General features: G+C 61.0%; 12 protein-coding genes. 6 read left to right on the forward strand and 6 right to left on the reverse strand.

The window, feature by feature from the left end:
• Positions 1 to 33: 33 nt before the first annotated feature.
• From zipA to QCBJ_RS28295, 3 genes are all read right to left on the reverse strand, one after another.
• A complete protein-coding gene (gene zipA / locus QCBJ_RS28285) occupies positions 34 to 897 on the reverse strand; it encodes a cell division protein ZipA (protein WP_015885325.1) in 864 nt (287 codons plus the stop codon).
• 259 nt (positions 898 to 1,156) lie between these two features.
• A complete protein-coding gene (gene smc, locus QCBJ_RS28290) occupies positions 1,157 to 4,645 on the reverse strand; it encodes a chromosome segregation protein SMC (protein WP_064052658.1) in 3,489 nt (1,162 codons plus the stop codon).
• 2 nt (positions 4,646 to 4,647) lie between these two features.
• A complete protein-coding gene (locus QCBJ_RS28295; protein ID WP_015885327.1) occupies positions 4,648 to 5,307 on the reverse strand; it encodes a GntR family transcriptional regulator in 660 nt (219 codons plus the stop codon).
• Positions 5,308 to 5,587: 280 nt separating this feature from the next.
• Between QCBJ_RS28295 and xdhA the strand changes: the two genes are divergently transcribed.
• The 4 genes from xdhA to guaD all read left to right on the forward strand — a co-directional run bounded on the left by xdhA (position 5,588) and on the right by guaD (position 11,720).
• Positions 5,588 to 7,036, forward strand: a complete 1,449-nt coding sequence (xdhA, locus tag QCBJ_RS28300) for a xanthine dehydrogenase small subunit (protein WP_046036422.1) — start codon at positions 5,588 to 5,590, stop codon at positions 7,034 to 7,036.
• Entirely contained in the window at positions 7,029 to 9,428 is a 2,400-nt protein-coding gene (gene xdhB, locus QCBJ_RS28305) for a xanthine dehydrogenase molybdopterin binding subunit (RefSeq protein ID WP_015885329.1), read from the forward strand. The genes xdhA and xdhB overlap by 8 nt, the downstream gene beginning before the upstream one ends.
• 122 nt (positions 9,429 to 9,550) lie before the next feature.
• The gene (gene xdhC / locus QCBJ_RS28310) at positions 9,551 to 10,408 is read left to right on the forward strand and encodes a xanthine dehydrogenase accessory protein XdhC (RefSeq protein WP_102062048.1); all 858 of its coding nucleotides are present in this window, start codon (positions 9,551 to 9,553) and stop codon (positions 10,406 to 10,408) included.
• 7 nt (positions 10,409 to 10,415) lie between these two features.
• On the forward strand, positions 10,416 to 11,720 hold the full coding sequence (guaD, locus tag QCBJ_RS28315) for a guanine deaminase (RefSeq protein WP_064052654.1): 1,305 nt from the start codon (positions 10,416 to 10,418) through the stop codon (positions 11,718 to 11,720).
• 127 nt (positions 11,721 to 11,847) lie between these two features.
• Here the strand turns inward: guaD and QCBJ_RS28320 are convergent, their stop codons facing one another.
• Positions 11,848 to 12,612, reverse strand: a complete 765-nt coding sequence (locus QCBJ_RS28320) for a GntR family transcriptional regulator (RefSeq protein ID WP_015885332.1) — start codon at positions 12,610 to 12,612, stop codon at positions 11,848 to 11,850.
• A 226-nt stretch (positions 12,613 to 12,838) separates the two neighbouring features.
• Here QCBJ_RS28320 and QCBJ_RS28325 point away from each other — a divergent pair, with 226 nt between their 5' ends.
• Positions 12,839 to 14,029 carry a benzoate/H(+) symporter BenE family transporter gene (locus tag QCBJ_RS28325; RefSeq protein ID WP_102062049.1) on the forward strand — a complete coding sequence of 397 codons (1,191 nt, stop codon included), beginning with the start codon at positions 12,839 to 12,841 and terminating at the stop codon, positions 14,027 to 14,029.
• A gap of 39 nt (positions 14,030 to 14,068) precedes the next feature.
• Here the strand turns inward: QCBJ_RS28325 and QCBJ_RS28330 are convergent, their stop codons facing one another.
• Positions 14,069 to 14,413 (reverse strand): YggL family protein, encoded by a 345-nt coding sequence (locus QCBJ_RS28330; RefSeq protein ID WP_102062050.1) that lies wholly within the window; start codon positions 14,411 to 14,413, stop codon positions 14,069 to 14,071.
• A gap of 237 nt (positions 14,414 to 14,650) precedes the next feature.
• On the opposite strand from QCBJ_RS28330, the gene dacB reads away from it, so the two are divergent.
• Complete coding sequence (gene dacB, locus QCBJ_RS28335; protein ID WP_015885335.1) at positions 14,651 to 16,111, forward strand: D-alanyl-D-alanine carboxypeptidase/D-alanyl-D-alanine-endopeptidase; 1,461 nt, start codon at positions 14,651 to 14,653, stop codon at positions 16,109 to 16,111.
• A 233-nt stretch (positions 16,112 to 16,344) separates the two neighbouring features.
• Here dacB and QCBJ_RS28340 read toward each other — a convergent pair whose 3' ends face one another.
• The gene (locus tag QCBJ_RS28340) at positions 16,345 to 18,741 is read right to left on the reverse strand and encodes a GGDEF domain-containing protein (RefSeq protein WP_046036417.1); all 2,397 of its coding nucleotides are present in this window, start codon (positions 18,739 to 18,741) and stop codon (positions 16,345 to 16,347) included.
• Between the last annotated feature and the right edge of the window lie 84 nt (positions 18,742 to 18,825).

Here is an 18,825-nt window from a genome sequence, read left to right on the forward strand (position 1 = left end):
ACGGATTCTACAGACAACGCTTAAGATCGAACCTCAACGTTTCTGTGTCAGGGCGCGACGCTCGAACTCGACGATGCGCTGACGGTAGTGTTCGATGGTTTGCGCGGTCAAGACGCTGCGCTGGTCATCCTTGAGCTCGCCGTTCAGTTCCTGGGACAGCTTGCGGGCTGCCGCCACCATCACGTCGAACGCCTGTTTCGGGTGACGCGGGCCTGGCAGGCCGAGGAAGAAGCTCACGGCCGGGGTGCTGAACAGGTCGATATCGTCCAGGTCGAACGTACCCGGCTTGACCGCATTGGCCATGGAGAACAGCACTTCGCCGTTACCCGCCATGCTTTCGTGACGGTGGAAGATATCCATCTCGCCAAACCGCAGGCCGCTTTCCAGGATGTTCTGCAACAGGGCCGGGCCTTTGAAACCGGCGGCGTCGCGGCAGATCACGCTGATCACCAGCACTTCTTCGGCGGGCGGCTGATCGTTCACGGACTGGCGCGGCGCGTTCTTGCCCGCGTTTTCATCCGGGAAATCATCATCGCGGCTGCTGAAGCTCGGGCCTTCATCGACGTCGAGGTTCAGGTCACCCTGATGCGGCTCGGCCACGCCGGCGTTGGCGCGTTTGCCACGCTTGGAAGATGGCTCGCGGGCTTCACGCACTGGCGCGCTCATCGACGGCAAGTCGTGCTCGTCCAGTTGGGGTTCTTTATGGGTATCCAGCACGCGGGGCGGCCCCAGCAGCTCGGCGCTGCCGTCGTCGTCGGGCAAGTTGGACAGGTTGCGGTCCAGACGGAATTTGAGCTTGCCCTTGCCACCGCGCATTCGGCGCCAGCCATCAAAAAGAATACCGGCAATGACAATAATGCCGATGACGATCAGCCACTCGCGCAGACCGATTTCCATGTAATCCCGTGCCTCTAATAAAAAATGCTGAAAAATAAGGGGTTTAGCACCGTGCAAACCGCTTTAAAACGTGGCGCCAACTCTATGTTCTGACTGACGTTTTGCCCACGCATACGAAAAATTGACATTAAACTAGCACGACCAAAGATAACTTTACACCGTCTGTCAAAATGCCTTGAACAAATATGTCCATTTGCCACTTTCGCCAGACCGGTAAACCGTCTTACGGTGCGCTAAAAAAATTCTCTCGCGACAGGGTTCAAGACTCCACCATCGCCATCGCCTCTTCCACATCCACGGCCACCAAACGCGAACAGCCCGGCTCATGCATCGTTACCCCCATCAACTGATCAGCCATTTCCATGGCGATCTTGTTGTGGGTGATATAGATGAACTGCACGGTCTGGGACATCTCTTTGACCAACCGCGCGTACCGTCCAACGTTAGCGTCATCCAGCGGAGCGTCAACTTCATCGAGCATGCAGAACGGCGCCGGGTTCAACTTGAAGATGGCAAATACCAGGGCCAATGCGGTCAGGGCTTTCTCGCCGCCGGACAACAAATGGATGGTGCTGTTCTTTTTGCCCGGAGGCCGCGCCATGATCGTTACCCCTGTATCGAGTAGATCTTCGCCCGTCAGTTCCAAGTAAGCGCTGCCACCGCCGAAAACTTTTGGGAATAAGGCCTGTAAACCGCCATTAATCTGATCAAAGGTATCTTTGAAGCGGTTACGGGTTTCCTTGTCGATCTTGCGGATCACGTTTTCCAAGGTGTCCAGGGCTTCCACCAGGTCGGCGTCCTGGGCGTCCAGATAACGTTTACGCTCGGATTGCTGCTGGTATTCGTCGATGGCGGCGAGGTTGATCGCGCCGAGTCGTTGGATACGTGCAGCAATGCGCTCAAGTTCTTCTTCGGCGTCTTTCTCGTTGGCCTGGGCGGTCAGGGTGTTAAGCACGCCGTGCAGGTCATAGCCGTCTTCCAGCAATTGGTCCTGGAGGGTCTTGCGGCGCACGGTCAGGGCTTGCCATTCCATGCGCTGTTGTTCGAGCTGGCCGCGGATCAGCTGGGATTGCTGCTCGGCCTGGGTCCGGCGTTTTTCGGCGTCGCGCAGTTCGCGGTCGGCGTCTTCCAGGGCGATCTGTGCGGTCTTGAGTTCTTCGTCGACGGTCATGCGTTTGTCGAGCAACTCTTCGAGCTTGAGGCGCAACTCTTCCAGCGGCGCCTCGCCTTCTTCCAGGTTGAGGCTCAGTTGCTCGCGCTTTTCGGTCAGGCGCTCGGACTGCATCTCCAGGCGCTCAAGGGCCTGGGCCGTGGACGCGTGCTGGGCCTTGAGCGACCCTAAGCGTACCGCCAACTGGTGAGCGTGGTCCTTGTGCTGCCGCGCTTCCTGGCGCACGCGGTCAAGGCGCTCGCGCAGGCTGTCGCGCTGGGCCAGCAGCAATTCGCGCTGCTCGGTGTCCAGCGCCATGCTGTCGAGGGCTTCCTGCAACTGCAGGCGGGCTTCGCCGATCTGTTCGTGTTCGAGGGCGCGTTGCTCGCCCATCTCGGCAACTTCTTCGTCCAGACGGGTGCGGCGCAGGGTCAGTTGCTCGACCTTGGCTTTGCTCGCGGAGAGCTGGGCTTTCAATTCGCCTTGCTGGCGCGCTTCGTCCTGCAACAGGCGGCGCAGGTGTTCACGACCGGTCTCTTGCTGGCGCTGGGTGGCCCGCAGGGTTTGCAGTTCGGTTTCCAGGCTCTCCAACGTGGCTTCGCGCTCTTCACGCTCGGCGATCAGGTTGACGATTTCCTGGCCACGGGCCAGAACACCGCTTTCCGCTTCACTGGCGCGCCGTACACGCAGGAAATGGCGCCCCACCCAATAGCCGTCGCGGCTGATCAGGCTTTCGCCGGCCGCCAGCTGGCCGCGCTGGGCCAGGGCCTGCTCAAGAGATTCGACCGGCTTGACTTGGCCGAGCCACGGCGACAGATCAATCGCCGCCTCAACTTTATCCAGCAAACTGCCCGGCACCCGCGCGCCGTCAGCGGCCGGGCTGAGCAAACGCAAATCGCCCTGGGCAAAACCGGCCAGGTCAAAACCGCCAAAATCGTCCACCAGTACGGCTTGCAGGTCGGCGCCTAAAACGGTCTCTACCGCCAGCTCCCAACCGGCTTCAACTTTTAATCCTTCAGCCAGGCGCGGGCGTTCGGCCAGGTGCTGGTCGCGCAGCCATTCGGCGGTACCGGTGCCTGGGTCCAAAGCGGCTTGCTGCAACGCCTCAAGGGATGCCAGGCGGCCATTGAGCCGCTGCAAATCCCCCTGGGCCTGTTGCTGAGCCTGGGTCGCCTGTTGCAGTTGCTGACGCAATTGCTCCAGGCGCTCCACTTGTTGTTCTTCGCTGGCTTCCAGTTCCTCCAGCGTCATTTCGCTTTCGGCCAGTTGTTCGCTCAGCTCCATGATCGCCGCGTCTTCCGGGTCGGCGGCGAGCAACACGCGCTCTTCCTGCAGACGCCGCTGGCGCTCGGCCAGGCGCTCCATGCTGGTTTCCAGCTGTTGGATGCGTGACTGCTGCACCTCGGCCTGGCGGCGTGGCTCGGCGGACTTCAGGTTGAAGGTGTCCCACTGTTCCTGCCAGCCGTGCATGGTGGTTTCGGCTTCTTCCAGGGCGGCGGCGGCTTCTTCGGCGGCGGCGCTGGTGAGTTCCTGCTCGGGCGTGAGCATGTCCAGCTCTTCGCCGAGGGTCAGCAGCAACGTGCGATCGTGGCCCAGGTGCGATTCGGTTTCCAGGCGCGCGCGTTCGGCTTCCTTCAGGTCATCCTGCAATTGGCGCAGGCGCTGCTGACCGTGCTGGATGCTCTGCTCCACGCGAGCAATGTCGCCACCCACTGAATAGAAACGGCCTTGCACCAGATTGAAGCGCTCGGACAGGTCATGGTGGCCGTCACGCAGGCGCTCGATGCTGGCGTCGGCATTGCGCTGCTCGGCCACCAAGGCTTCGAAGCTGATTTCCTGGGTACCAATGATCGCTTCGCGCTGCCCCACCTGGTCATTCAGCGCCTGCCAGCGCAGGGCCGAGAGTTGTGCCTTGAGCTGGCGCTCCTCGCCTTTGTATTCCTGGTACTTCTCGGCGGCCTGGGCCTGGCGGTGCAGGCGCTCCAATTGGCGCTCCAGCTCTTCACGCAGGTCGGTCAGGCGGGCGAGGTTCTCGTGGGTGCGGCGGATACGGTTTTCGGTCTCGCGGCGGCGCTCCTTGTACTTGGAGATACCGGCCGCTTCCTCGATAAAGTTACGCAGGTCTTCGGGCTTGGCTTCGATCAGCTTGGAGATCATGCCCTGCTCGATGATCGAGTAGCTGCGCGGGCCCAGGCCTGTGCCGAGAAAGATATCGGTGATGTCCCGACGGCGACACTTGGTGCCGTTGAGGAAGTAGCTGTTCTGGCTGTCGCGGGTCACTTTGCGGCGGATCGAAATTTCCGCGTAGGCCGCGTACTCGCCGATCAACGTGCCGTCGGAGTTATCGAACACCAGTTCGATGCTCGCCTGGCTCACCGGCTTGCGGCTGGTGGAGCCGTTGAAGATGACGTCGGTCATCGACTCGCCACGCAGGTTTTTAGCCGAGCTCTCGCCCATCACCCAGCGTACGGCGTCGATGATGTTCGACTTGCCGCAACCATTGGGCCCGACCACCGCTGCCATGTTACTGGGGAAGTTGACCGTGGTCGGGTCGACGAAGGATTTAAACCCCGCCAGTTTGATGCACTTGAGCCGCACGCTTAGGCGTCCGCCAACGCAGCGATGACCAGCGAGGAACTGCGCTGGCAGTAAGCCGACAGCACGAGACGAATCTGCGGCAGGTCACGGGCGAGTACGGCGGCGAGCAATTGCTCGAACAGCGCCAGGTACTCGCTCATGGACGCCTTGCGTTGATCCAGGGCCAGGTAATAAGCGCGGTTCATCGCCGGCTGCAGGTTCTCGACCGTCTCTTGCAGATACGGGTTGTTGGCGAAGGGGTACGCGGCGCGCATCACATTGAAGCACTCTTCGACGAAGGCGCGGATGTCCTGGCGCTCGAAATTGGTCACCAGGCGCTGTTGGATCTGCACAAAGGGCGCCATGTCCACCTGGGTCTGCCAGCCTTGGGCAACCGCATTGCCCAGGAGGATGTACAACTCGCTCATCAAGGTGCACAGGCTCTGCACTTTGTGCGCGGTGAGTTCGGTGACGTGGGCGCCACGGCGCGGCAGGATCGCGATCAGGTGACGGCGCTCGAGGATCAGCAAGGCTTCGCGCACGGAACCACGGCTGACATTGAGTGCCAGCGTGACCTTTTGCTCCTGGATCCGCTCCCCAGGCTTGAGATCGCCGCGAATGATGCGTTCGGCGAGGTGGTGAGCAATTTGCTCGGCGAGACTGTCCGGCGCCTTGAACGTCATGTTTTCCCTTCAAAATCTTCTATCGGTACAAGCGCGGCAGTGTAGCGCATTGGCCCGCTGATGGCGCTACGCCCACGACGGCGAATTTGGCATGAAATAAGCAACGTTGAACACCCAAAAGCCTTTAAAAACACCGGTTCCAGAAGACTGAACCATAATTGAAAGTGTTGTGACTGCATTTTCTTGACCCTTAAGTCAGAAAACCATTGACCGAAAAGTCAGACATGACTAGATTCGGCGCAAAGCGGTTAACAACAATAATGAGTCTGCGAGGCCTTCCGTGATCCAGTTTTTACTTAACCAGGAACTCCGTAGCGAGCACGCCCTGGACCCCAACCTGACCGTGCTCAACTATTTGCGTGAGCACCTGGGCAAATCCGGTACCAAGGAAGGCTGCGCGAGCGGCGATTGCGGTGCGTGCACTGTGGTGGTCGGCGAACTGCACACGGATGACCAAGGCACCGAGCAGATTCGTTATCGCAGCCTCAATTCCTGCCTGACCTTTGTGTCATCGCTGCACGGCAAACAACTGATCAGCGTCGAAGACCTCAAGCACCAGGGCCAACTGCACAGCGTGCAACAGGCCATGGTCGAGTGCCACGGGTCGCAATGTGGCTTTTGCACCCCCGGTTTTGTGATGTCGTTGTTTGCCCTACAAAAGAACAGTGACGCCCCCGACAGCCAGAAAGCCCATGAAGCCCTGGCCGGCAACCTGTGCCGCTGCACCGGTTATCGCCCAATTCTCGCCGCCGCCGAGCAGGCCTGCTGCAACAAGCCCCAGGACCAGTTCGACAGCCGGCAAGCTGAGACCATCGCCCGCCTTAAAGCCATTGCGCCGACGCAAACCGGTGAACTCAACAGCGGCGATAAACGCTGCCTGGTGCCGCTCACCGTCGCTGACCTGGCCGACCTCTACGACGCCTACCCGCAAGCCCGCCTGCTGGCCGGTGGCACCGACCTGGCGCTGGAAGTCACCCAGTTCCACCGCACGCTGCCGGTGATGATCTACGTCGGCAACATCGAAGAAATGAAGCGCATCGAACACTTCGACGACCGCCTGGAAATCGGCGCCGCCGCCGCCCTCTCCGACTGCTACACCGCGTTGCACCACGCCTACCCGGACTTCGGCGAACTGCTGCACCGCTTCGCCTCCCTGCAGATCCGCAACCAGGGCACCCTCGGTGGCAACATCGGCAACGCTTCGCCGATTGGTGATTCGCCGCCGCTGCTGATCGCTCTCGGCGCGCAGATTGTGCTGTGCAAGGGCGAGACACGCCGCACCCTGGCGCTCGAAGACTACTTCATCGACTACCGCGTCACCGCCCGCCAGGACAGCGAGTTCATCGAGAAGATCATCGTGCCGAAGGGCCACGCGTTGTTCCGTGCCTACAAGGTATCCAAGCGCCTGGACGATGATATTTCCGCCGTCTGCGCCGCGTTCAACCTGAAGATCGACAACGGCGTGATCCGCGAGGCCCGCGTTGCGTTCGGCGGCATGGCCGCCACGCCCAAACGCGCCAAAAGCTGCGAAGCCGCGTTGGTCGGCGCCACGTGGAACAGCGCCACCGTGGAGAAAGCCTGCGCCGCCCTGGCCGAGGATTTCACCCCGCTGTCGGACTTCCGCGCCAGCAAGGAATACCGCCTGCTCAGCGCGCAGAACCTGCTGCGCAAATACTTCATCGAACTGCAAACGCCGCACATCGAGACTCGGGTGACCGCTTATGTCTAACCATCACGCCGTCGTTAAAACCCAGGCCGAGCTTGCCGAGCTGTTCGCCCAAGACCTTACCTCCGGGGTCGGCCGCAGCGTCAAGCATGACAGCGCTGCCAAACACGTGTCCGGTGAAGCGCAGTACATCGATGACCGCCTGGAATTCCCCAATCAGTTGCACCTGTATGCGCGCATGTCCGACCGCGCCCACGCGAAAATCATCAGCATCGACACCGCGCCCTGCTACGCCTTCGATGGCGTGCGCATTGTCATCACCCATGAAGACGTGCCGGGCCTGAAAGACATTGGCCCGTTGATGCCCGGCGATCCGTTGCTGGCCATCGACACCGTGCAGTTTGTTGGCCAAGTGGTGCTGGCGGTGGCCGCCCGCGACCTGGAAACCGCACGCAAGGCAGCGATGGCCGCGGTGATCGAATACGAAGACCTGGAACCGGTGCTGGACGTGGTCGAGGCCTTTCGCAACAAACATTTCGTGCTGGACAGCCACACCCATCAGCGCGGAGATTCGGCCGGCGCACTGGCGACCGCGAAACATCGTCTCCAGGGCACGCTGCACATCGGCGGCCAGGAACACTTCTACCTGGAAACCCAGATTTCTTCGGTGATGCCCACCGAAGACGGCGGCATGATCGTCTACTGCTCCACGCAGAACCCCACCGAAGTGCAGAAGCTGGTGGCCGAAGTGCTGGACGTGTCGATGAACAAGATTGTGGTCGACATGCGCCGCATGGGCGGCGGTTTCGGCGGCAAGGAAACCCAGGCCGCCAGCCCGGCATGCCTGTGCGCGGTGGTGGCGCGCCTGACCGGCCAGCCGACCAAAATGCGCCTGCCGCGCGTCGAAGACATGTTGATGACCGGCAAGCGCCACCCCTTCTACATCGAATACGACGTGGGCTTCGACGATAGCGGGCGCCTGCACGGAATCAACCTGGAACTGGCGGGTAACTGCGGCTGTTCGCCGGACTTGTCCAACTCGATTGTCGACCGCGCGATGTTCCACGCCGACAACTCGTATTACCTGGGTGATGCCACCGTCAACGGTCATCGCTGCAAGACCAACACCGCCTCCAACACCGCCTATCGCGGCTTCGGGGGCCCGCAAGGCATGGTTGCCATCGAGGAAGTGATGGACGCCATCGCCCGTCACCTGGCGCTCGACCCGCTGGCGGTGCGCAAGGCCAACTATTACGGCAAGACCGAGCGCAACGTCACTCACTACTACCAGACCGTCGAGCACAACATGCTCGAAGAGATGACCGCCGAGCTGGAAGCCAGCAGCCAATACGCCGAGCGCCGCGAAGCCATCCGCCGGTACAACGCCCACAGCCCGATCCTGAAAAAAGGCCTGGCGTTGACCCCGGTGAAATTCGGTATTTCGTTTACCGCCAGCTTCCTCAACCAGGCCGGCGCGTTGATCCATATCTACACCGACGGCAGCATCCACTTGAACCACGGCGGCACCGAGATGGGCCAGGGCTTGAACACCAAGGTCGCGCAGGTGGTGGCCGAGGTGTTCCAGGTCGAGATCGACCGCGTGCAGATCACCGCCACCAACACCGACAAGGTGCCCAACACCTCGCCGACCGCGGCGTCCAGCGGTGCCGACTTGAACGGCAAGGCCGCGCAGAACGCCGCCGAAACCATCAAGCAACGCCTGGTGGAGTTCGCCGCCCGCAAATACGACGTGAGCGAAGCCGATGTGGAGTTCCGCAACGGTCATGTGCGAGTGCGTGAGCAGATCCTGTCCTTCGAGGCGCTGATCCAGCAGGCGTATTTCGCCCAGGTCTCGCTGTCGAGCACCGGGTTCTACAAGACCCCGAAAATCTTCTACGACCGCAGCCAGTCAAGGGGTCGGCCGTTCTATTACTACGCGTTCGGCGCGGCGTGCTGCGAAGTGATCGTCGACACCCTCACCGGCGAATACAAGATGCTGCGCACCGACATCCTCCACGATGTGGGCGCTTCGCTGAACCCGGCCATCGACATCGGCCAGGTCGAAGGCGGCTTTATCCAGGGCATGGGCTGGCTGACCATGGAAGAGCTGGTGTGGAACAACAAGGGCAAGCTGATGACCAACGGCCCGGCCAGCTACAAGATCCCGGCAGTGGCAGACATGCCGCTGGACCTGCGGGTGAAGCTGGTGGAAAACCGCAAGAACCCCGAAGACACGGTGTTCCATTCCAAGGCCGTGGGCGAGCCGCCGTTCATGCTCGGGATTGCATCGTGGTGCGCGATCAAGGATGCGGTGGCGAGCCTGGGTGAGTATCGCCATCAGCCCAAGATTGATGCGCCGGCGACGCCGGAGCGGGTGTTGTGGGGTTGCGAACAAATGCGCCAATTGACTGTGGCGAAGGTGGTTGAGGCTGATACCGAGATGGCTTCGCTTTAGATCGAGGCGCTGCCATCGGGGGCAAGCCCCCTCCCACACTGGAATGTATTCGCAGCTCTAAATGTGGGAGGGGGCTTGCTCCCGATGACGGCCGAACTGACAACAGAAATGTTGAGGTAAACATGAACAATTGGATCAGCGCCCTCGCCGACCTGCAAAACAGCGGCGAACCCTGCGTCCTGGTGACCATCATCGAAGAGCTCGGCTCCACACCGCGCAATGCCGGTTCTAAGATGGTGATCAGCGCCACCCAGACCTTCGACACCATCGGCGGCGGGCACCTGGAATACAAGGCAATGCAGATCGCCCGCGACATGCTCGTGCGTGGCCAGCAGAACACCCACCTGGAGCGCTTCAGCCTGGGCGCGAGCCTGGGCCAGTGCTGCGGTGGCGTGACCGTGTTGCTGTTCGAACCCATGGGCCAAGTGCAAGCGCAGATTGCCGTGTTTGGCGCCGGCCACGTGGGGCGTGCGCTGGTGCCGTTGTTGGCAAGCCTGCCGTGCCGGGTGCGCTGGATCGATTCGCGTGACCAGGAATTTCCGGAACAGATCCCGCAAGGCGTGCGTAAAATCGTCAGCGAAGAACCGGTCGACGAAATTGCCGACTTGCCGGTGGGCAGTTACTGCATCGTCATGACCCACAATCACGCGCTGGACCTCGAACTGACCGCCGCCCTGCTCAAGCGCAATGACTTTTCCTACTTCGGCCTGATCGGTTCGAAGACCAAACGCGTCAAGTTCGAACACCGCCTGCGCGACCGTGGCTTCGACGCCGCGCAATTGCAACGCATGCGCTGCCCCATGGGCCTCACCGAGGTGAAGGGCAAGTTGCCGGTGGAGATCGCCATCTCCATCGCCGGCGAAATCATCGCCACTTATAACGCGAATTTCGGCCAGCACACTGCCGGCGCCGAACCCATTGCCAAACTGCTTGTGGCTTCGCGCCGCAGCCAAGCTTTGACTTCTTTTGCCAAGAATTGAGACGACCATGCCTTTGACCCGCAAAGCCTACCGTGCCGCCCTTCTGCACAGCCTCGCCGACCCCGCTGAAGTGGGCATCGAAGCCTCCTACGAGTATTTCGAAGACGGCCTGCTGGTTATCGAAAACGGCCAGATCAGCGCCGTCGGCCACGCCAGCGACTTGCTGCCGACCCTGCCCGCCGATATCGATATCACCCATTACCAGGACGCGCTGATCACCCCCGGCCTGATCGACACCCATATCCACCTGCCGCAAACCGGCATGGTCGGCGCGTATGGCGAGCAGTTGCTGGATTGGCTCAACACCTACACCTTCCCGTGCGAAAGCCAGTTCGCCGACAAGGCGCACGCCGAAGAAGTCGCGGATATTTTCATCAAGGAACTGCTGCGCAACGGCACCACCACCGCGTTGGTATTCGGCAGCGTGCATCCGCAATCGGTGAATGCGTTTTTCGAAGCAGCCGAAAAGCTCGACCTGCGCATGATCGCCGGCAAGGTGATGATGGACCGCAACGCGCCGGACTATCTCACCGACACCGCCGAATCCGGCTACCAGGAAAGCAAAGCACTGATCGAGCGCTGGCACGGCAAGGGCCGCCTGCACTATGCGGTGACGCCACGCTTTGCGCCGACCAGCACGCCGGAGCAACTGGCGCTGGCCGGGCAACTGCTGGGCGAATACCCGGATCTGTACATGCAGACGCACATCAGTGAGAACAAGCAGGAAGTGGAATGGGTGAAGGAACTGTTCCCGGAGCGCACGGGCTACCTGGATGTGTACGACCACTACAAACTGCTGGGCGAGCGCTCGGTGTTTGCCCATGGCGTGCACCTGTGTGATGACGAATGCGCACGGCTGGCGGAAACAGGTTCGGCGATCGCGTTCTGCCCAACCTCGAACTTCTTCCTCGGCAGCGGTTTGTTCAACCTGCCGATGGCTGAGAAACACAAACTGAATGTGGGCCTGGGCACTGACGTGGGCGGCGGTACCAGTTTTTCGCTGCTGCAAACCCTGAACGAAGCGTACAAAGTCATGCAGTTGCAGGGTGCACGGTTGAGCCCGTTCAAATCGCTGTACCTGGCCACCCTGGGCGGTGCGCGGGCGCTGCGGTTGGAAGACAAGATCGGTACGTTGCAACCGGGCACGGATGCGGACTTTCTGGTGCTGGACTACAACGCCACGCCGCTGCTGAGCTACCGCCTGAAGCAGGCGAAGAACATTGCCGAGACGTTGTTTGTGTTGATGACGCTGGGGGATGATCGGACGGTGTTGCAGACGTATGCAGCCGGGCAATTGGTGCACCAGCGCTAATTCCACAAACACCCCCAAAACAAATGTGGGAGGGGGCTTTCCCCCGATAGCAGAGTGTCAGTCTCTGGATTAATTGACTGATGCACCGCTATCGGGGGCAAGCCCCCTCCCACATTGTTGGTCGTATTTACAACTTTATGGACGAACGCCCCGGCTTCTTGGTCTGCAACAAATGCGAGAACACCGCATGCAAATCATCCGACGCACTTTCCTCATCGAGGTTGAGCTTGCTGTCGATATGGTCCATGTGGTGCATCATCAGATTCACCGCCAGCGCCGCATCCCGTGCTTCGATCGCATCGATCAATTGGGTGTGTTCATCGTAAGAACAGTGCGAGCGGTTGCCGCTTTCGTACTGGGCGATGATCAGTGAGGTCTGGGACACCAGGCTGCGCTGGAAGCTGATCAAGGGCGCGTTCTTCGCCGCTTCGGCCAGCTTGAGGTGGAATTCGCCGGAAAGGCGGATACCGGCACCGCGATCGCCACGGGAGAAGCTGTCGCGCTCGTCATTGACCATCTGACGCAGCTCGGCCAGTTGTTCGGCCGTCGCGTGCTGCACCGCCAATTCAGTGATCGCCCGCTCCACCAGACGCCGCGCGAGGAACACTTGGCGCGCTTCCTCGACGCTCGGGCTGGCCACCACCGCACCGCGATTGGGCCGCAGCAACACCACGCCTTCATGGGCCAGGCGCGACAGGGCGCGGCGAATGATGGTGCGACTGACGCCGAAAATTTCGCCCAGAGCCTCTTCACTCAACTTGGTACCGGGTGCCAGGCGTTGTTCGAGGATCGCCTCGAAGATATGCGCGTAGACGATATCGTCCTGGGTTCCGCTGCGACCGGCCTTGCCGGCTCGCGGTTGTTTCTTGAGAGGTTGCAACTGTTCGTTCATGGGCACTCGGGTTTGGAGAACGGCGGCGAATTAACGGTAATACGGCAACGGCGTGTCGCTGGCAAGTATCACCTAAAAACAGGGCACATTGTACACAACCGGATGCGCCAACACACTGTACGGCTGTTTGCGGCGCCGGCTGTATTGCAATGACTTGTCAGGTTTGAGTTTAGGCTTGAATCCGTGCCGCCACCGGCAAACTTCCAGGTAAAAGGAACACCGCTCCATGACCGACGCCACCCAAGCGCCTTTGCGCCCGCTGGCCGACACTTCTACGTCGGCCGTCGTCGCCGGCTTCATCGCCATGATGACCGGCTACACCAGCTCCCTGATCCTGATGTTTCAGGCCGGACAAGCCGCCGGTTTGACCACGGCGCAGATTTCTTCCTGGATCTGGGCGATTTCCATCGGCATGGCGGTGTGCAGCATCGGCCTCTCGCTGCGCTATCGCACGCCCATCACCATCGCCTGGTCGACGCCTGGCGCGGCGCTGCTGATCACCAGCCTGGGCGGTGTGAGCTATGGCGAGGCCATTGGCGCCTACATCACCTGCGCCGTGCTGGTGACGATTTGCGGGTTGACCGGCAGCTTTGAAAAACTGGTCAAGCGCATCCCGGCATCGCTGGCAGCCGCCTTGCTGGCGGGGATTCTGTTCAAGATCGGCAGCGAGATCTTCGTCGCCGCGCAGCATCGCACCGGGCTGGTGCTGGGGATGTTCTTCACCTACCTGGTGATCAAGCGCCTGTCGCCGCGTTATGCGGTGCTGGCCGCGCTGCTGATCGGCACCGCCTTGTCGGGATTGATGGGGCTGTTGGACTTCAGCGCTTTTCACCTGGAAGTGGCGACGCCGGTATGGACCACGCCGCACTTCTCGTTGGCGGCGACCATCAGCATCGGCATCCCGTTGTTTGTGGTGGCGATGACGTCGCAGAACATGCCCGGCGTCGCGGTGCTCAGGGCCGACGGCTATAACGTGCCCGCCTCACCCTTGATCACCGCCACGGGCCTCGCCTCCCTGGTGCTGGCGCCCTTCGGCTCCCACGGCATCAACCTCGCGGCGATCAGCGCGGCGATCTGCACCGGGCCGCATGCCCATGAGGACCGCAACAAGCGCTATACCGCGGCGGTGTGGTGCGGGGTGTTCTACGGGATTGCAGGGGTGTTCGGCGCGACCTTGGCGGCCTTGTTCGCGGCCTTGCCCAAGGAACTGGTGCTGTCGATTGCAGCGTTGGCGTTGTTTGGCTCGATCATCAATGGCTTGAGTATCGCCATGAATGAGCCGAAGGAACGGGAAGCGGCGCTGATCACCTTTATGGTCACGGCGTCTGGCTTGACGCTGTTTTCCATCGGCTCGGCGTTCTGGGGGATTGTGGCGGGGGTGTTGACGCTGCTGATTCTGAATGGGCGCAAGGCATAAAAAAACGGCGACCCTGAGAGGTCGCCGTTTTTTTTAGTATCACTTAACCGCGTTGATCGGCTTTTCCGGATACCAAACGTCCAGCAGCGGGCTGACTTCAGCGCTTTTCAGTTCGCTGCGGCCTTTGAGCCAGCTTTCAACAGCTGCGCGCTGTTCTTCGTTGACCGAGCCACGCTTCTGCAGGCAAACCAGACCGAAGTCATCGCCGCCGACATAGCCCAGACCATTGGCTTCCATGGCTTCTTTGATGAATGCTTCGAGGAAAGCATCGGTAGCTTCTTCACTCAGGCCTTCTTTGAAGTCCAGGTTCAGTTCGAAACCCAGCTCTTGAAATTCATCAACGCACAGTTTTTTGCGCAGACGCTGGGAACGGTTAGTCGCCATTGGAACAATCCTCATAAGTAATAACGGGCGGCACTTTAGCAGTTTAAGGCGGCGATTGCCCGACTCTCTGGGACAGGCGGCCATTTACCGGTAAAAAAAACGCCCATAACCCGCTATCGTTCAGCTACAAGTGGCTACGCCTTGGGGCATAATGCCGACACTTTCATGACCATTGAGGGATTTTCTTATATACCCCTCGCCTTTTTCACCCTCCTCAGCAGTAGGGTTTTACTTCTTATGATTAAATCTTTGCGCTCCGTACTACTCGCCGGTTTCCTCCTTCCACTGGCTTTTTCCACCTCCGCTGCCCCCGTCAATAACACCCTGCCACCGAATGTTCAGCAGGCGCTTGCGAAAGCCAAGCTGCAAAACACCGCGCTGTCCCTGGTGATGATCCCCCTGAACGGCCCCGGCACGCCGACCGTGTTCAATGCCGACGTGTCGGTGAACCCGGCCTCGACCATGAAGCTGGTTACCACCTATGCGGCCCTGGAAATGCTCGGCCCCAACCACCAGTGGAAAACCGAGTTCTACACCGACGGCACCCTCAGCGGTGGCGTGCTGCACGGCAACCTGTACCTCAAGGGCGGCGGCGACCCCAAGCTGAACATGGAAAAACTCTGGCTGCTGATGCGCGACCTGCGCGCCAACGGCGTGCAGCAGGTCACCGGTGACCTGGTGCTGGACCGCAGCTTCTTCAACCAACCGCTGTTGCCCGAATTCAATGACGATGGCAACGACGAGAACAAACCGTTCCTGGTCAAGCCGGACGCGCTGTTGGTCAACCTCAAGGCCCTGCGCTTTGTGACCCGCAATGATTCCGGCCGGGTGCTGGTGTCGGTCGAGCCACCGATCGCGAGCATTCGCATCGACAACCAGGTCAAGGTCTCCAACGCCAAGCAGTGCACAGGCGACGTACGTTACAACCCGGTCACCGCCGCCGATGGCAGCGTGACGGTGACGGTCAGCGGCCAGTTGGCCGATGGCTGCAGTTCGCAGACCTATCTGTCGTTGCTGGATCACGCCACCTACACGGCCGGTGCCGTCCGGGCGATCTGGAAGGAACTGGGCGGTACCATCCAGGGCCGTGATATCCAGGCGCCGGTGCCCAAGGATGCCAAAGTGCTGGCTCGGGCGTTTTCGCCGGACCTCGCGGAAATCATCCGCGACATCAACAAATACAGTAACAACACCATGGCCCAACAGCTGTTCCTGAGCCTGGGTGCGCAGTTTCGCAACGATGCCGACGGCGACGATGCCAAGGCCGCGCAACGCGTAGTGCGCCAGTGGCTGGCGAAAAAAGGCATCACCGCACCGCACCTGGTGATGGAGAACGGCTCCGGCCTGTCCCGTGCCGAACGGGTCAGCGCCCGCGAGATGGCCGCCATGCTGCAAGCGGCGTGGAAAAGCCCTTACGCGGCGGAGTACATCAGCTCGATGCCGATTGCCGGCACTGACGGCACCATGCGCAAACGCCTGAAAACCACCGCCATGCGCGGCGAAGCCCACGTCAAGACCGGCACCTTGAACACCGTGCGCGCCATCGCCGGGTTCAGCCGTGACAACAACGGCAACACTTGGGCCGTGGTGGCGATCCTCAACGATCCGAAGCCATGGGGTGCTTCGTCGGTGCTGGATCAGGTGCTGCTGGATTTATATCGCCAGCCAAAGGCAGTGGCGGCCGCTCCGGTCCTCTGAAACCGAGTGAGCAACTGTGGTGAGCCCGCTTATTGTAGTGAGCGGGCTTGCCCCGCGCTGGGGCGCGAAGCGGCCCCAATAAGAACACTGCGGTGAATCAGGTTTTTCTCAGCGCCTGTTGTGGGGCTGCTGCGCAGCCCAGCGCGGGGCAAGCCCGCTCACCACCACAATCCAGTGCATCACACACAATCCCGAGCACCACAACAATCCCGCGCATCACACAACAGGGCCGGTCAGCAAACCGGGGGCGCTTCGACCCGGTCGCGGCCGCCCTGCTTGGCCACGTAAACCGCCGAGTCGGCGCGCAGCAACAGCCCGTCGATACCTTCATCCACCCGCCAACTGGCCACGCCAAAGCTGGCGGTGACGATGCCGACCGGCTCCATCGGCGCACTGCGCAGCGACGCCCACAACTCCGTCGCCAGGCTGTAGGCCTGCTCGCCGTCCGTGTGAGGGCACAGCACCATGAATTCCTCACCGCCCAGGCGGCAGAACACATCGGTGCGGCGCAGGCGCTGGCTGATGCGTTTGCACAGCTCCTGCAACACCCCATCGCCAACGGCATGCCCGTGCTGATCGTTGATACGCTTGAAGTGATCGATATCAAGCATGATCACCGACAATGCCCCCGAGGTGCGGTTGAGCCTCACCATCTCGGCCTTGAGGCGATCCTGGAAATAGCGGCGGTTGTGGATGCCGGTCAATGAGTCGGTGATGGACAGCGCGCGCAGCTCTTCCTCCACCCGTTTGAGATCGGAAATATCCGACACGTAGCCATGCCACAACGTGCCGCCTGCGGGTAACTCTTCCGGCGTCGCCTCGCCACGAATCCAGCGCAGGCCGCGTTGCGGCAACTGCACCCGGTACTCCTCGCGCCAATGACTCAACTGCAATGCCGACAAGCGAATCGAGGCGCGTACCCGTTCCGCGTCCAGCGGGTGGATACGCTCGAAGACCTTCTTCGCATCCTGCTGCAACACACCGGGCTCGATTTCATAGATGTCGCGCATGCCATCGCTGGCGTAGATGAATTTCCAGTTGTCCTGGGGCTCCAGGGTGAACTGGAAGATTCCGCCGGGGACATGGGCGCTGAGTTTTTTGAGCAGGCGATCCCTGGCAGCCAAGGCCTCGTAAGCGCGCTTTTGTTCGGTGATGTCCAGGTAAATCGCCAGGTGACCGATCCACAAACCATGGTCGTCCAGCAACACCGTGGCCAACATGTTCACCGTCAACGGGCTGCCGTCTTGGCGGATCAGGGTCCATTCACGGGCTTCGTGCAGGTTGTCAGGGCTTTCCACCAGCATGGCCTGGCTCGCCGGAATACGCTTGCCCAAGGCCACACTCAAGCTGGCCGCACGCACTTCCAACTCCGTCGCCAGGTGCAGGCTTTCCAGGGTATATGTCCCCACCACGTGCTCGGCCTGGAACCCCAGCATCTGTTCCGCACCGGCATTGAAGGTGTTGATGATGCCGCGCAGGTCGGTGGCAATAATCGCCACCTGCGTGGCCGCGTTGAGCACGCTGCGCAACTGACCATGGGCACCGCGCAACTCCTGCTCGCGCAGACGCAGTTGTACGGTACGTTGCTCAACCAATTTCAACGCGCGCTGGCGTTGGCTCACCAGCATATAGAGCAAGGCGCTGAGCAGCAGGCTGAGCAGGCCGCCCATGGTCAAGACGGTGGACAGCGAAGAGTGGTTCGCTTGGTCGAACACCTGGCTCGGACGCAGACTCAAGGCGTACACATGATCACCCAAGGTGAGACGACGCGCGCCGACCAGGTCACTGTCGGACACAACCGTGCCGGACTCGAAGAGCACGCGCTTTTGCAGGTCGGAGGTATCGACTATCTGCATCGTCAGGTTGTCCCGGTCGGGCTTGGGCAAACCGTCGGCCACCAGCTGGCGCATGCTGATCACCGCCATCACGTAGCCATAGGGCTCATTCTGGGACTGTTCGGATGTGGGCAGGCGGCTCACCGGCGCGACCAGTAAAACCCCGGTGGAATAAGCCGGCTCGACCCCCACTAATTGCATCGGCTGAGAGACCGCCAGCTTGCCGGTCTTCTGCGCACGCTCAAGGGCCGAGCGCCGCACCGGCTGGGCCAGCAGATCAAGGCCCAGCGGCGCGCCCAGCAAGCTTTGAGTCTGGCTGTACAGCACCGGCACGTATTCATCGCGCTCGGGCGCAGGCGCCAGTTCACCGGCCGAATTCAATTCACGGATAACAAAGGGTGTGCCGCGCTGGTCGGACACCGTCTGCTCAAATTGCTCGCGCTGCTCGCGATACACGCGGGGCGCCCAGGAGTAAGCACGGGCGCGCAACAACAATGGCAGGGCAAATCCATCAAACTCTTCGCGGGACACCTCGTCGGAATTGACGAAGAAACGCCGCAGGCTGTTGAGGCGTTGCTCCTGGTCTTCGAAGCGTTCCTGCAAGCGGGTATAACGTTCGTTGACCAGCAACTGAAAGCGCTGGCGCACCTGTTGCTGATAAAGGTCGGACGCGGCCCAGGCGACGATTGCCGTCAGGGTGAACCCTGCCAGCAACACCACCAATGCCACCAGCCAAGCCGACGCCTGCTCACTGATAAAGCCTAGGATTTTCGGGCGGACGGCTTGCAACGGCATAGGCAACACTCACAACGCCAGCGTGCGGGGGGTGTCACTTTGGCTAGGCCTTAAGTTATAGCTACCGACCCAGCGTTTGACCAG

It is taken from the genome of Pseudomonas sp. QC2 (genome assembly GCF_002859085.1).
Classification (GTDB): Bacteria; Pseudomonadota; Gammaproteobacteria; order Pseudomonadales; family Pseudomonadaceae; genus Aquipseudomonas; species Aquipseudomonas petroselini.